15 protein-coding genes are annotated in these 14429 nt (G+C 42.8%); 3 read left to right on the top strand and 12 right to left on the bottom strand.

Annotation, left to right across the window (positions count from 1 at the left end; all coding sequences use genetic code 11):
- Positions 1-18: 18 nt before the first annotated feature.
- Positions 19-213, bottom strand: coding sequence for a histone-like protein (locus AC04MN_RS05485; RefSeq protein WP_475382186.1), 195 nt, complete (start codon positions 211-213; stop codon positions 19-21).
- A 71-nt stretch (positions 214-284) separates the two neighbouring features.
- Positions 285-1730, bottom strand: coding sequence for a metallophosphoesterase (locus AC04MN_RS05480; RefSeq protein ID WP_475382185.1), 1446 nt, complete (start codon positions 1728-1730; stop codon positions 285-287).
- A gap of 29 nt (positions 1731-1759) precedes the next feature.
- Here AC04MN_RS05480 and murD point away from each other — a divergent pair, with 29 nt between their 5' ends.
- Entirely contained in the window at positions 1760-3046 is a 1287-nt protein-coding gene (gene murD, locus AC04MN_RS05475) for a UDP-N-acetylmuramoyl-L-alanine--D-glutamate ligase (protein ID WP_475382184.1), read from the top strand.
- 1 nt (position 3047) lies between these two features.
- Here murD and AC04MN_RS05470 read toward each other — a convergent pair whose 3' ends face one another.
- From AC04MN_RS05470 to AC04MN_RS05425, 10 genes are all read right to left on the bottom strand, one after another.
- Positions 3048-4949: a hypothetical protein gene (locus AC04MN_RS05470; RefSeq protein ID WP_475382183.1), complete on the bottom strand. Its 1902-nt coding sequence runs from the start codon at positions 4947-4949 to the stop codon at positions 3048-3050.
- A gap of 56 nt (positions 4950-5005) precedes the next feature.
- Positions 5006-5434, bottom strand: coding sequence for a hypothetical protein (locus AC04MN_RS05465; protein WP_475382182.1), 429 nt, complete (start codon positions 5432-5434; stop codon positions 5006-5008).
- Between the two features lie 13 nt (positions 5435-5447).
- Positions 5448-6095 carry a fructose-6-phosphate aldolase gene (gene fsa, locus AC04MN_RS05460; RefSeq protein ID WP_475382181.1) on the bottom strand — a complete coding sequence of 216 codons (648 nt, stop codon included), beginning with the start codon at positions 6093-6095 and terminating at the stop codon, positions 5448-5450.
- Positions 6096-6133: 38 nt separating this feature from the next.
- A complete protein-coding gene (locus AC04MN_RS05455) occupies positions 6134-6625 on the bottom strand; it encodes a hypothetical protein (protein ID WP_475382180.1) in 492 nt (163 codons plus the stop codon).
- On the bottom strand, positions 6625-7326 hold the full coding sequence (gene dapB / locus AC04MN_RS05450; RefSeq protein WP_475382179.1) for a 4-hydroxy-tetrahydrodipicolinate reductase: 702 nt from the start codon (positions 7324-7326) through the stop codon (positions 6625-6627). The genes AC04MN_RS05455 and dapB overlap by 1 nt, the downstream gene beginning before the upstream one ends.
- Complete coding sequence (gene dapA / locus AC04MN_RS05445) at positions 7326-8207, bottom strand: 4-hydroxy-tetrahydrodipicolinate synthase (RefSeq protein ID WP_475382178.1); 882 nt, start codon at positions 8205-8207, stop codon at positions 7326-7328. Before dapA ends, dapB begins: the two co-directional genes overlap by 1 nt.
- An 8-nt stretch (positions 8208-8215) precedes the next feature.
- Positions 8216-9070 (bottom strand): diaminopimelate epimerase, encoded by an 855-nt coding sequence (gene dapF / locus AC04MN_RS05440; RefSeq protein ID WP_475382177.1) that lies wholly within the window; start codon positions 9068-9070, stop codon positions 8216-8218.
- Between the two features lie 177 nt (positions 9071-9247).
- Positions 9248-10111: a tetratricopeptide repeat protein gene (locus AC04MN_RS05435; RefSeq protein ID WP_475382176.1), complete on the bottom strand. Its 864-nt coding sequence runs from the start codon at positions 10109-10111 to the stop codon at positions 9248-9250.
- A 3-nt stretch (positions 10112-10114) separates the two neighbouring features.
- On the bottom strand, positions 10115-10687 hold the full coding sequence (locus tag AC04MN_RS05430; RefSeq protein WP_475382175.1) for a hypothetical protein: 573 nt from the start codon (positions 10685-10687) through the stop codon (positions 10115-10117).
- 115 nt (positions 10688-10802) lie between these two features.
- On the bottom strand, positions 10803-13235 hold the full coding sequence (locus tag AC04MN_RS05425; protein WP_475382174.1) for a DNA translocase FtsK: 2433 nt from the start codon (positions 13233-13235) through the stop codon (positions 10803-10805).
- A gap of 93 nt (positions 13236-13328) precedes the next feature.
- On the opposite strand from AC04MN_RS05425, the gene AC04MN_RS05420 reads away from it, so the two are divergent.
- Positions 13329-13967: a radical SAM protein gene (locus AC04MN_RS05420; RefSeq protein ID WP_475382173.1), complete on the top strand. Its 639-nt coding sequence runs from the start codon at positions 13329-13331 to the stop codon at positions 13965-13967.
- 161 nt (positions 13968-14128) lie between these two features.
- Positions 14129-14356, top strand: coding sequence for a helix-turn-helix domain-containing protein (locus AC04MN_RS05415; protein WP_475382172.1), 228 nt, complete (start codon positions 14129-14131; stop codon positions 14354-14356).
- Positions 14357-14429 lie beyond the last annotated feature (73 nt).

The following is a 14429-nucleotide window of genomic DNA, read 5'->3' as shown; positions in this document are numbered from 1 at the left end:
ATAAGCCCCTTTTATTTTTTATAGGTGATCGATATGAATATCGCGAGCCATAACTGTCTTACGACCATCTGCCTTCGCGCTTTCAATGCCTTTAAGACATAGTTGCTCGATTGCTTTGCTTAATACGTCGATTGTTTCAGAAGACGTATTCATTCCGCCTTTTTCTTTGATTAGCTTTTTTACTTTGCTTGTAACCACAAGTACTTCAGACATGCTTCACCTCTCCCTGTGAATTTTTACAATAAAAGGCTTACATAGGGGCCGTCTATTATCAAAAGATTTTCTTATTGCGACGCATCGTTTGAGGATTTATTGTCCGCAAATTTGATCAGTTCTGCAATTCGAGCCCCTCGCTCGCCGGGGTAAATCCAAATATAATTTTTTTGACCAATTGGCTTACGGCACTCGACATCGGCAAATGCAGGAGACCAACACCCCGGATTTAAGTGCTCTACCGAACCCAAAATTTCATGTCTTGTTTGATGAGTATGCCCATAAACAACTCTTTGTACATGGGTAATAGCACTAGTCATGTGTAAAATGCGGTCATCTGGCTCTTTATAACTGGAAACCAGGGACGAAATCGACTTCGAATAAAACAAGAAAAATGGAAGCAAAAGAAAAAGAGGCACGAAAGCCCAAAACATACTAATTGAAAAAACAGCCTTAACGAACACCATTATCTCAAAAATAATAAAGAAGGCGATAAACACTAAAAAAGCACGATCAAGCCAAAGCTCTCGGGCCAATAAGACTGGGTTCGAGGCGGCTGGTTCGGCAAAAAGCTCTTTCATCTCGCGAACCATTCTAGGCTCTGCATTTGAACGTTCCGCAATTTTTTGAATACGATCCTCAATTTTTAGGGGGTTCCGAATTGGATTCTTGAAGCGGTCCAAAAACGAATGCCAAAGAGTATTCAGCGACCCACCCAGCCAAATTAATATAAGATCGGGCTGCGCCCGCGCGACATACTTAACAAAAAACCGAATATACTCTGATAAACTCATTATATAATTTGAATCAGCATGAGGATTAAAAAATCCCATTCCATTCATAATATAACGACAAGCCAAGTTTCCAAAAGGAAGCTTCAAAGTAATATTATTGTAGCCGCGAACAAATGGGTTTACCGGGTCTTCACACATACAATACGGATCATATTGATTCCCGTGCTCTATTAAAGTGTCTCCATTGCTTATGTAAAACCAATCAACAAATCGGACTCGGGCCCGACTTGCTTCGCTTAACTTGAGCGCTGACATGACTTCTTCTTGAACTTCTTGGTAATGGAGTTCTAGATCGTGATTGCCAATAACAATGACAACTCGGTTCCCGGCATCAATGAAATTTGCTAAGGCCGAAAAGAACACGGGGTGATCTTGAATTATCACTTGAATTTTATATTTTGATTTTTCGGCTACGGGATTCAGGCCTCTTTTTATTTCCAATTTGCTAATATAAAATACGGGCTGGTCAGGCAAAGATGTCACACTATCAAAATCAAAAATATCGCCATTTAAGACCAGCTCCACCGGGTGGCCCTCAGCTTTATCCTGAATGTGCTTTAAGAAATTTTCAAAAACATCATCGAAGAAAAACTCTTTTGTCTTAAACTTTTTCCAAAGCGGATACTTTGGATGCACGGGCTCTCCATTGGTCAAATGAAGATCGCTGATTATTGCCGTGAATTGTGCTACTTTGAAGTTTTCTTCAGAAAAAGAAGTAGGCAAGAGACCTCCGTCCATCTATGATCTAGCAGATGTCTGCTTATATCAAGTCGCTTTCAAAACCTATTGTCATTGTCGGCCTGGGAAAAAGTGGGGAGGCCGCAAAACGGCTTCTTTTACTATCGGGTGCTTCGTCACAAAATCTTTTCACTTTTGACCTAAAAGCTCCCGCAGACTTCAACGATGGCTTTGCTATGCTAAACTCGCTAAAGCCTGGTACTCTTGTTGTTTCTCCGGGCGTTGCTTTATCGACTGATTGGATTCAGTTTGCAAAAAATCAAGGGACTACAATCACTTCCGAAATCAACCTAGCCGTATCTGTTTTAACAACAGAAAAAGTTATTGGCATAACGGGCTCATTGGGCAAGAGCACCACCGTTGCCACCTTAGGCCATGCGGCTACTTATGAAGATCCAAATGCATTTGTCGGGGGAAACCTTGGAACTCCATTTGCTACTTATGCCGCCGATGTCCTTGAGGGCCGAAGTAGAGCTAAGTGGGTCATCCTAGAGCTAAGTTCTTACCAGCTGGAAAACTGTGATCAATTACAATGCGAATTTTCCGCAATTACATATCTGACCCCAAACCATATGGAAAGATATCAGTCATTAGAGGAATACTATAAAACAAAGTGGAGCCTATTTGGTCGAACTCGCAAGATGGGCTTTATGAATGAGGGCGGTGGCGATCTAATAGGATGGGCGCAAGGACAATCTGCCAAAATCGAATTGAAAACCACCAATCCAGACATTAAGGATTTAAAGAAGTACAATTTCGCAGACGCCAAGCTTATTGGGTCCCACAATCAAGAAAATATCGCACTTGCTGCATCAATTGCAGAAGCTGCAGGATGGAAATTCGAATCAGTTCTTCGCTTAAAGGACTTTGCTGGACTTGAACATCGAATGGAAAACATAGGTTTCATCAATGATGTTCGTATTATCAACGATAGCAAGGCTACTGCAATCGATAGCGTAAAAACGGCCGTTCAATCTGCTTTAGAGAATTGCAATGGAACTTTGTGGCTGCTGCTTGGAGGCCGTGATAAAAATTTACCTTGGGAAGATTTGGCCTTCTTAAAAAATAATGAAAAAATTCGGCCTCTATTTTTTGGTGAAGCGAAACAAATCATCACAAATAAAACTGGGATTCTAGCTCCAACTTTTGATCGTTTGTTTGAGGCAACTAAATATGCTCAAGAAAATGCTACTTCTGGAGATACTATCCTGCTAAGCCCTGGTGGTACAAGTTTAGACGAATTTAAATCATTTGAGGACCGTGGAAACCACTTCAAACAGTGGTTTAAAAGAAGTACTTAGACTATTCAGTAAAATTTAGAACAGAGAGGGTGTTGGCGTCTACTGGAATGACTTTCGAAAATACCTTCTCACTTCCTTTAGATATCACGACGATTTCGTGTACATCAGCGGGCAAATTGAAAACAGCAAAGCCACCGCCAGATTTACCAGAACGATCTTGCGACCACTTACCAGTCATATCAAAATATGCAATCCGCATTTGAGGATCTTGATTTGGGCCGGCTACGTAAACATCAAAGTCGAAATCAGGTACAAAACCCACAACAACTCCAGATTGGTTCGCCTCGGTAATTCTGAGATAATTTTTCGCGCCTAACAACCATTGCCATGAAATGACGGGCAGGTGGATATATGTGTCTTGGTCGTTATATATATACCGCGCAGAAATATAGTCATTGTTGTTAGATGTATATTGAATATATCCAAGTCGATTTATTGGATTCAGATTTGCAACTGCGACTCCGTTAGTTACTTCAAGCTCTTCCGCCAATCCCTGAATTAACACCTGCCCAGATACAGGCAGACCTGAAAATGCATCGTACATTCTAACCGGAACTGCTTGTTTTTTTGCTGTGTATTCAATCTTAGCCTGGGCCACTGACCCTAACTCAGCCACCACATTTGAATAGCCAAAAAATGAATTTCCTCGGTTTGCACGCAAAGAATACATATCTTCATTCAAATCAATAAATGCAAAAAGACCGTTAGAGCTAGTTTCTTTTAATGAAGGATCCGGAATTAATAAGCTGTTAAAGTAGATTGGCAGTAGTTCTGGATGACCTTCTACTTCAATAGAAATTCCTGAAGCGGCTTTTCCATCTAACTCTGCAACTCCCCAAACAACCGAAAGCTGTGACAGCTCGCTGTCTGAAAGATTTCGCCCAGTTAAAATACCATTCATGGCTTTAATCATCGACTTAGGAAACAATGTAATATTTTGATCGTCTCCGCCAACAGCAATCATCGAGGTCTGAAAATGATCTTTGGTAGAAGCCCTAACAACCGTCGAAGAACTTCGTGAGATGTTTTGTAGGGCATATTTAGAATCTTTACCAGCCCGTGACTCATTTCCACCTTTGAAAAAAGTTAACAGCGCATCACTTCCAGATCTGTCATCTTTACCAGAGGGGTAAAAAGAAGCCACAGATCCACCGTAGTTTCGGTTTGGCGATACTTCAATTTTAGGTCCACTTAAAACATTCGAAAGACCACTAAAGTGACTTATAACAACTCGGCCCTCTCCTAAAACATGACCCGCTGTTGATAATAGGCGAGCTTCTATGACGCCGGAAAAATCTTCGACACTCAGTTCGTAAGTTCCTGTTTTAAGATCTACCCGACCTGCTTCCTTAACGATGCCTTCTTGCTTCCTGCGCACCTCTAAAAAATGTTCATTTGTAATTGCCAGTCCGCCAGTAACTTCAATCGGACCAACAATTCGTTTGCCAACTACAGACGATGGAGTTTCAACTTCAGGCTGCCTGCTATTCGAGGCTTTTTCTTCAATGATATCCGCAAAAGTAGCCGAAATTGCTTGGGATTGTTTTTCTGCGACTCGAACTCGAGCTTGTTGTTGCGCTGATAGCTCTGAATACCATGAAGTATCACGATGCTCGCTTGGCACTTGAAGCTTCATCTCGGCTAAAATTATTTTTTGATCAAGCGCTGCTGGTAGACCACGGATAAGGTGATGACCCGCCATCAAATTATTTGGTTTGCTCGTTACATCCAATGAAATCTGCGCAGACAAATCTTGATTTAGATCCTGCAGGGCCAAGCGGGCAGGGGAACTTCTTTCAATCTTTACAACTAGTGATTTAAAAACGGGAATGAACTTCAAGTCGTAAATTCGACTTGGTAACATTGAAATTAAGATAAGAGTCAGACATAAAAATCTGATCATTCCACTCCCTGGAGCCCATGAAGACCTTTCTGGTCTTCGACTTATCTATAGTTTATTTAGAAACTTCGGAAGTCGTCAATTACGTTACGTTTTTCCCGACTCTCGATGAGGGCCGCCTTGATCTTTTCTGCCGTCTCGATGGCTCGACCTTCGTCGCTATCAATCAATTCAAAACTTCCGTCCGATTTTCCTTCATAAAGAACCTCGACAGAAATGTCATAAGGTCGACGATCACCCAAAATAAGGACCTTTGTATAGTATCTTACTTTTACTTTATCGGGATCATCTATAAAATTACTTTTTTTATCATAGTACTTCGAAAGCAGCTCGCGGCCATTTTGGCTAACTGATCTTGGAGCCCCAATCACGGCCACAACTGCTTTTCTAGTTTCGCTGATTCCCAATGGTGTTTCGCTGATAATAACTCCAGGAGTCTGGCATCCCACCAAAATCCACGAAACTATTAGTCCTATTGTTCGAAACACCCATCGACTCATGTTATTTTACCTGCGCCTTATTCCAATCATCCATAAAGATTTTGATGCCCTTATCTGTTAATGGATGTTGTGTCATTTGTTGCATTACTTTGTATGGAATAGTCGCAATATCAGCTCCCATTTCCGCAGCGATTTGAATATGCATTGGGCTACGCACGCTTGCCACCAAAACTTCGGTATCAAATCCATAGTTCTGATAGATTTCGATAATCTGATTTACAACTTGTAAGCCCTCTGTACCAATATCATCAAGTCGTCCTACAAATGGCGATACCATAGTAGCTCCAGCCTTTGCGGCCAAAAGAGCTTGAATAGGAGAAAAAACCAACGTCACATTGGTCTGAATGCCTTCCGCTTTAAATTTCTTTACTGCGATCATGCCGTCTTCTGTCATCGGAACTTTGACGACAACGTTCGACGCAATCTTTGCAAGCTCACGACCTTCTTTAACCATACCTTCCCAGTCCAAAGCGATAACTTCTGCCGAAACTGGTCCAGTGACTTCTTGGCAAATTTCTTTAATCACCGTGTGAAATGGCTTTCCTGATTTAACGATCAACGATGGGTTTGTAGTTACTCCGTCAACCCAGCCTCTCATGTTTGCCTGTCTAATTTCATTAATATCCGCTGTATCGATAAAAAACTTCATATGTAATCCTTTTCGAATTTAATCTTACAAAATATTTTTTAAAAATCGCACAAACTTCGGCCTTGCATAAAAAACTCGACCTTATTGTCTAGCTTTGATTGCTTCGCTGCGAGTTCCACCAAGGGTTCCTGTATAACAGGATGCACGTAATCTGGGTAAACTTCCGCGGCCGCACGAATCACTAAGGTCTCTTTATGCAACTCTGGCCACGGTAAAGTCAACTGGGGCACCATCGAAATCATCTGATCAAATACCATAAGATGAATCTTAGTCCGAAAGCCTTGGATAGAGTCTAGCTCGCTCTTTAATTTTAGAACCTCAAGACGAGTTCGAATCCTTAAAACCAGCTCAACTGTATAATCCTTATCTAACTTCATCGCTGAAGCCACTTCCCGGCGATAGATTGTTGATACAGCGACAATACTGGAATGAATCTTCACATTTTCGATGATTGCATTAAGACGCTCTTTGGCTCCCATTAGCTCGGTACTTACGTATACAAGTGCTTCGTGTCCGATCGTATTGATCATCAAAAAAGAACCTCGCGCATCGTATACAGACCCGCTTTTTTCTTCTTAACCAACCACTGAGCGCAGCGCACAGCGCCCCGAGCAAATACCGTACGATTTAATGCCTGGTGCTCAAAACAAATTACCTCTTCGTCGCTCATCGCCCATATCTTATGAACGCCAAAAATGCCGCCCCCGCGGATACCAATCGGCTCGGGCACATTTCCAGAAACAACTTCCTTTAGTCGCTTTTGTAAAGTTAGGGCGGTTCCGGAAGGATTGTCTTTCTTCTTATTGTGATGAAATTCTTCGATTTGAAAATCAAATCCTTGCAGGGCAGAAAAAGCCGCAAGGGCTTCTTTTACAACAGCGACACCCAACGACATATTAGATGACCATAACACTGGAATCTTGGTGCTGGCGGCTTTCATCTTTTTCTCTTGTGCGGCGGTTATCCCTGTAACTCCGGAGACAAGCGGTTTTTTTAGTTTTACAGAAATGTCGATCACGCGATCAAATAGGTCAACACTTGAAAAATCAATAATGACATCGGCTCGTCCAAGCATAGGATCTTTTAAATCATTAATCGAGTGGGCATAACCATCGACCTGAGTTCTTGACACCGCTATAAATGCCTCAAGCCCCTTGGTCTGTGAAATAACTTTTGTTATCTCTTGGCCCATGCGACCACCGGCGCCAATGACAGCAACTTTAATAGCCATTATAGGACTCCTACTTTCTTCATTTCAGCAACCAATGTTGCTGTATGCACTTCAGACAACTCCACCAGTGGTAATCTTAGTTCTGGTGAAGCGATAATTCCCATTTTATGCATCGCCGTTTTTACAGGAATTGGATTGGCTTCAACAAACAACAAATCAATCAAACGAGAATATTTTTGAATGTCCTTTCGGGCCTGCTCTAGTTCCCCGGCCTGCACCCATTTTTTCCATTGCAGCATTTGCCGTGGAATTACGTGAGATGCGACCGAAATAACTCCATGGCCACCAACATTTAAAAACTCGACATATGTTCCATCGTCTCCGGAAAGCATTGTGAAATCGCGACCGCACGATTTAATAATCTGCTCTGCAAAGTCAATTTTGCCCGAAGCCTCTTTTATGCCAACAATGTTTTTTATTTTACTTAGATCCGCTATAGTCATCGGCTCTAAAGATGTAATCGTTCGGCCGGGTACATTGTATAACAAGACGGGCAAGCTTGTGGATTCTGCTACAGCCGAGAAATGCTTAAATAGACCTCGCTGTGGGGGTTTGTTGTAGTAAGGAACAACAACCAAGACGCCATCCGCGGACCATTGTTCAGCCATTCGAGTGTATTCGATTGTTGTCTCGGTTGAATTGGACCCCACTCCAAGTATTAGATCAGCCTTGCCCCCACAAAAAGATTTCGTAATTTGAAAAATCTTTTCTACTTCATTTTTATGTAGGGTTGGACTTTCAGCTGTAGTTCCATTGACAACAAAGCCTTCTACGCCGGCATCGATTTGTTGCTTAAGTAACGCCTCAAAAGAAGTAATATCTAATTTGCCTTCTTTAAATGGGGTGATTAACGCTGTGATTGTAGATTTAAATGTTTTCATTTTTTTCCTTAGATAAACACTTCAGTAGAGTAGTTGAATTCTCCGATAAAAACAGCGTCGCCCTCTAAATATGGCGGCTCTGATTCGACTTTCGAAAAAAGAACCTTAAGACTTCCCCCTGGCATCTGAACATCAATAATACTCTCGCCCGAACTTAAAGCTTGAGCTTGAGCCGCAGCAACAGCTCCTGTTCCGCAGGCGGGTGTATAGTCCTCGACACCTCTTTCAAATGTGACCGCTTTTATAAGATTGGCCTTTTCCGAAGCGTAAAATGTAACGTTTGCACCTGCCGGCTGTAATTGCTGATGAGAGCGTGCTTCTTTAGCAAGACTCTTTAGGTCAATGGCCTGCTGAATGCTATCCAGTTTTAAAACTAGATGAGGCACTCCAGTATTAAGATATACAAAAGAGACATCTTCGGTTTTAGTCTTTAACTTTAGATCTAAGTTGATTCTTTTAACAGGAGGCATTTGGACTCGGACAGTTCCAGAGTCTAAAATGACGGCAGATACGATACCCGCGCCGGTTTTAAAAACAATTCTAGAACGATGCTTCTTTTCCAAAATCTCGTAACAAAATCGTGCAGCACATCTTGCAGCATTACCGCACATCTCGGCGGTGCTGCCATCGGAATTATAAAAATCCCAAACATAATCAACACCATCCACACCATCAGCCAAAAACAAAATGCCATCAGCCGAAACACCATAGATCTTGTCACAAATAATTTTTGCCAATTGTGATCTGGTTTTTTTTAAAACTGCTTCCGACTCTATCCACTTTGAGGAAGATCGTGCATCAATTAAAACAAAAGTATTTCCCGCGCCAGAAAGTTTGTAGAAGCGAACCGGAAAAAAACTCATTGTGCGTCCTCGACGGAGTCCTGCGAATTACTAGTGCCTTCAGAGCCCCCTTTATAAGTGTTCTTCTTTTTCACTAATGGTTCGCCATTCCCAATAAACGCAGGCTTCAGCGGGGGCTGCGGCTTCCCCTTAACCCCACAGGCTGTCGGCAATATGAGGGCAATAGGCAAAAGATATTTAATTAGTTGGAGCATTGGATCCTTTTTGGTCAACGTCGTCTTCGCTTATCCGACGGCAAACCTGCGGGTCCATCATATACTGTCTATAGGTAGCTGCAGAAATGTTTTTGCAGCCCATCAGATACTTTTCAGCCAATTGATTCTTAATTGAAGCTCTACTCTCGTATTTCCAAGTCCAATACTGACGATCTGGATAGTCCGGGGCTGCTTTATTCAACTGATTCGAAATTTCTATGGCCTTTGCTTTATCTTTCTGGAGCTGGGCCTTTTCGGCTGCAACAATCATCCAATAAACTTCTTTTTCAGAATCTTCTTTGGCCATCTGCAGTGAGGCTTTAACCCCATAAAGACCCATGACTCCCTGACAGACTTCGATTTGGGCTAGCAATAGTTTGATAGAGGGGATTAGTGAAAATTTTCGTACCCAGGCCTGCACAACTCCATCGGCCGCTTTACAATCAGACTTGGCTAAAAATAGGCGCGCTTGCTCAAGAACCAGATTCAAATTATCTGGCTCCATCACAAGAGCCTCTTGAAGCCTTTGCTGGGACTGGCCTAGATCGACTCTTCTTAAAGAAATAGAGCCTTCGTATATTTGTTGTGCGCGATCGCTTAAGAAAACCGTAGAGACCTGCTCTAGAGCCTGATAAATTTCGGCCTCTATTGGCTTGCCCTTTTCTCGCCTTAAAGCGCCGGAAAGAATGGTAAGGGCTTGTTGACGGTCTCTTTGTAAGATGAGGTTCTGAGCCTTTTCAATAATATCTTTTGCAGACTCACGTGAGCCCACATTTTTTTGCCCAAAAGATGCTATTGAAAAAGCAAGAGCCGCACACAATGCGGCTCTTGAGATTTTTAAAATCATGTTTTAGTTCTTTTTGAAAGACTTCAATAGAACAGTTACGTTACCAAATTGGCTTGGTTGGATAGTTTTAAGCATTCCAGAAAGTGGAATTTCTTGAGGATTGATCCAAGCATTGATTTCGTTGTTGTTTTCTTTATCTTTCAAACGAGCATGGATGCACTCGAAAGTCCCAGCTGGAACAGTGATTTTATCTTCAGTAATTTCGATAACTTCAACGTCTTGTTTCGGTGGAGCCTGTTCTTTTCCATTCACGATCATTTTTTTAACTTCGCCAGTGTTAGGGTCTAGCAAAGTTTCTACTTTTTGCTTACCTGCAAAACCAAGATCCATATTTTGATCCATCCAGATGCCATCAGCAGCAACTGAACGAACAGTCATAGACATAGTTCCTTTGATGAAACCCATATCTACTGTGTAGTTATTTTGATCGCCAACTTTCCAGTTCAAACCTTGAGTTTGAGCTTGGTCCATGATGACCGCGTTATTGTGACTGACAAGAGTGTCAATAACTGAAGTCTCAGCGGCAGCGTTGATTGAGAATGCCAATCCAATGGCAGCAATAATAGCTTTAAACATTCGAATCCTCCTTGAATGTGTTCATGTATTAATGAAAACACGCCATTCAGAGGAGTCAATACCTTTGCCCTGACGCAACAGGGCAGTTGCGTCACTGTAAAACTTTTTTGGAAACTTATGTATCTCTCAGACTGTTAATTAAAACTTGTCTTGGTTTGCTACCATTAGCGGGGCCCACAACGCCTTCGCGTTCGAATACTTCTACGATTCGAGCCGCGCGAGGATAACCCAAGCTAAACCTTCTTTGGATCAAAGATGCCGACACGGCCTTCTGAGACGACGCCCACGCAAGAATTTCATCGTAACGTTCGTCATACTCTTCGCCGCCGAAACCTTCACCACCACCAATGCCGCCATCAGCACCATCTGCAGTCGGACCCTCCAGGGCCTTCATGCCACCTTCATCATACTCGGGCTCGGCCTGTGTCGACCAATGTTTACAGACGTTTGCTATTTCCGAATCTGACAAATAAGGTCCATGATGACGAACGGGCTTAGCCACACCCGGCATTAAGAACAGCATATCTCCATTTGGGAGTAATCGCTCGGCGCCAGAATCATCAATGATAATTCTTGAGTCCATCTTAGAGGCCACCTTAAGTGCGACTCGGCCAGGAATATTGGTCTTAATCAGGCCCGTAACAACGTCTTTACGCGGCGATTGAGTTGCAATGATAAGATGAATTCCGCAAGCTCGGGCCTTTTGAGTTAATCGCTGAATTGGCTCCTCAATGTTCTGTTTTTCAACGATCATTAAGTCCGCCAACTCATCAATAACGATGACAATGAATGGGAGTGGCTGGAAGTAATACGTTTCATTTCTTTGACGATTGTCTTCGAACTCCGTATTGATTTTTTGATGCTCTTCAATTTGTTCTTTAGACAAATCAGCTACTTTTTCGTTGAAGATTTCTAGCTTTGGAGCCGCAAACTTAGAAAGTGATTTGTAGCGCTTTTCCATCTCGCGCACGGCCCACTTCAGCGCTGAGCCCGCTTTTTTAGGTTCGGTGATGTGCGGAAGAATTAAATGTGGAACTTCGGCAAACGGCGCCAAGTCGACCATCTTGGGATCTATAAGAATCAAGCGCAATGTTTTCGGAGAGTGTCTAAACATTAAGCCCGTAATGATCGAGCCCGTAAATACGGACTTACCAGATCCCGTGGTTCCAGCAATCAAAAGATGTGGCATTTTTCTTAGATCAACAACCTTCGGCTTTCCGTCGGCCTGCCGACCCACGGCAACGGGCAGAGCCATATCATCCGCCCAAAAAGTATTTTCCGCGATAAGGTCTTTATAGAATACAGTTTCTCGTTTTAAGTTCGCCGTTTCGATCCCAACAACATCAGTGCCAGGAATATGGCCCACAACACGCACCGAGTCCGACGACAGGGCCAACGATAGGTCATCCTCAAGCTCTGAAATCTTCGAAATCTTTACGTCAGCATTTGGCTTAAATTCATACATCGTGACCAAAGGACCTGGCTTCGCATCCATGATTTGGCCATCTACTGAAAAGTTCTTAAGCTTTTCAACTAAGGCATCCGCTTTTCTTTGAATTTCCGACTTATCAATTTTTACCCGCGACGCCGGAGGATCTTGAAGCAATGAAAGCTTGGGCATATCCCAGTTTGCGACTCGGCGAGGAGGTTTTGCCTTGATCACAACTTTTCTTTTAGGCGCCATACGAACGGCAGGAGTCTCATCCTCCTCGTCGTCCTCTTCGTCGTCATCCTCTTCTTCGACCTCTTCCTCATCATCATCATCCGCAGAAAGATCCAGATCATCTAAGTCGGGCTCCTCATCTTCTTCAGAGTCGTCGTCCTCTTCAAGCTCTTCTTCGACTTTTTGCGCCTTCAAAGGCAATTGACCTGCTTTTTCAATAAACTTTTCTTCTGAAAGTGGAAAGAATCCCGTCTGCTTTGAACTCTTCTTTTTGTTATCCGAAATAAAGAGTCCACCGAAGAACTCCCTCAGGCGAGTAATCCAACCATTTTTCTTTTTACCTTTTGCGATGAACTCCCGGGGCCATTCGGTCAATTCTTGCAAAGATCGCTCGGAATAAAAGACCACTAGCGTAGCCATGGCGCACCAAAGAACGACCTGTGCACCTACGTAGTTAAATGCCTTCACAATCACCTGTGACACGCCCAAGCCCAGTAAGCCGCCTAAATAGATTTGGTTCTGATAAATCTTCGTTTCAGGCAAATAAAGCGAAAGCAGGCTTGAAACCGTCAGCACAAGCATCAGCCCCCAAACTAAGCGAATATTTTTCCAATCTAGAGTTTCTCCCTGGAAACCGGCCCATCCGACCTTAAAAAGGCCGGCAACAGCCACCCACGAGGCCATCCCCAAAGCCTGATAGAAGAGGTCCGCCAGGAAGCTGCCGACGATTCCACAATAATTCGAGGCTTTTAGACCCTGTCCAATGCTGTTTAGCGAGGGATCTTGGGGATTGAAGCTTGCAAGAGCAAGGACCATAAAGAGGCCCAATCCCATAAAACTGATAGCTGTGATGTCGTGGCGGAACTTTTTGAAAAATTGGCTCATTTAGAAAATTTACGGGATGATTTGGCTCCTGTTAAGGGTTCGCGGGGGCTCCTTGACTTTAGGCCTAGTTTCCCAGACAAAGAACCAGCAAAAATGATTAAAATTAACGAGATTTTCTACAGTATTCAGGGCGAAACGACCTACACGGGCCTTCCAACGGTTTTTGTACGCACAACGGCATGCAATCTGCGATGCACTTATTGCGATACAAAGTACTCTTATTACGAAGGCTCGTTCAAAAGCATCGCAGACATCATATCGGAAATTGAAAAACACCAAACACCCTACGTCTGTGTCACGGGTGGCGAGCCTCTTTTGCAAAAAGAAGTTTTTAATTTGATGACCGAGCTTTGCGACAAGGACTTCAAGGTTTCTTTGGAAACTTCTGGTTCAAAAAATATAAAAAACGTCGATCCTCGAGTTAAAATAATTCTTGACGTTAAAACTCCCGATAGCGGCGCAGCTGATTCGTTCTTAATCGAGAACATTCAACACTCAAACAGCAATACTGAATTTAAATTCGTGATTTGTTCTGAAAAAGATTTTGAATGGGCAGAAGAATTTTCGCGTCAACATGAATTATCAAAAAAATTTGTCGTTTTATACAGCCCATCATACGGCCAAGTGTCTGAACGCTGGTTGGCAGAAAATATTTTGCTTAAAAATTCAACTGCAAGGTTGCAATTGCAGCTACATAAGTATATTTGGATGCCGGAAACACGCGGAGTGTGAGCAATCCAGGGAATGTCCTTTCAGGCATTCACTAAAGCACTAACAACTTAACTACTAAAGAAAAGCTGAGAGATATGAGTGTAAACCCGATGACACCAAACCTTAACAGTTCTGATAACCTTTTTGTCGCTAACCTTCAGTCCGTGAGCCTTGAGAAGCTTGTGAAGAGCAAACTAGAAGTTTTGTTCACACAACAACAAGAAGCTCAGGTTGAATTAAACGGTTTGTATAACGTCGTCATGGAACAGGTTGAAAAGCCTCTTATTGAGCTGGCTTTGCGCGCCTACAACGGAAATCAGGTGAAAACTGCGCAGATGCTAGGTATCAACAGAAACACTTTGAAAAAGAAGATCGATAACTATAAAATTCGTGTTAAGAAAATGAACTAGTTTCTTGCTCTAGAATTGCACCAGCGAGCCTTCTTAGAACCACCAACACGTTAAGGCTCGCAACTTTGATTCA

It is taken from the genome of Bdellovibrio sp. ZFWA1 (assembly GCF_056175665.1).
This window is presented reverse-complemented; position numbering and strand designations above follow the sequence as displayed.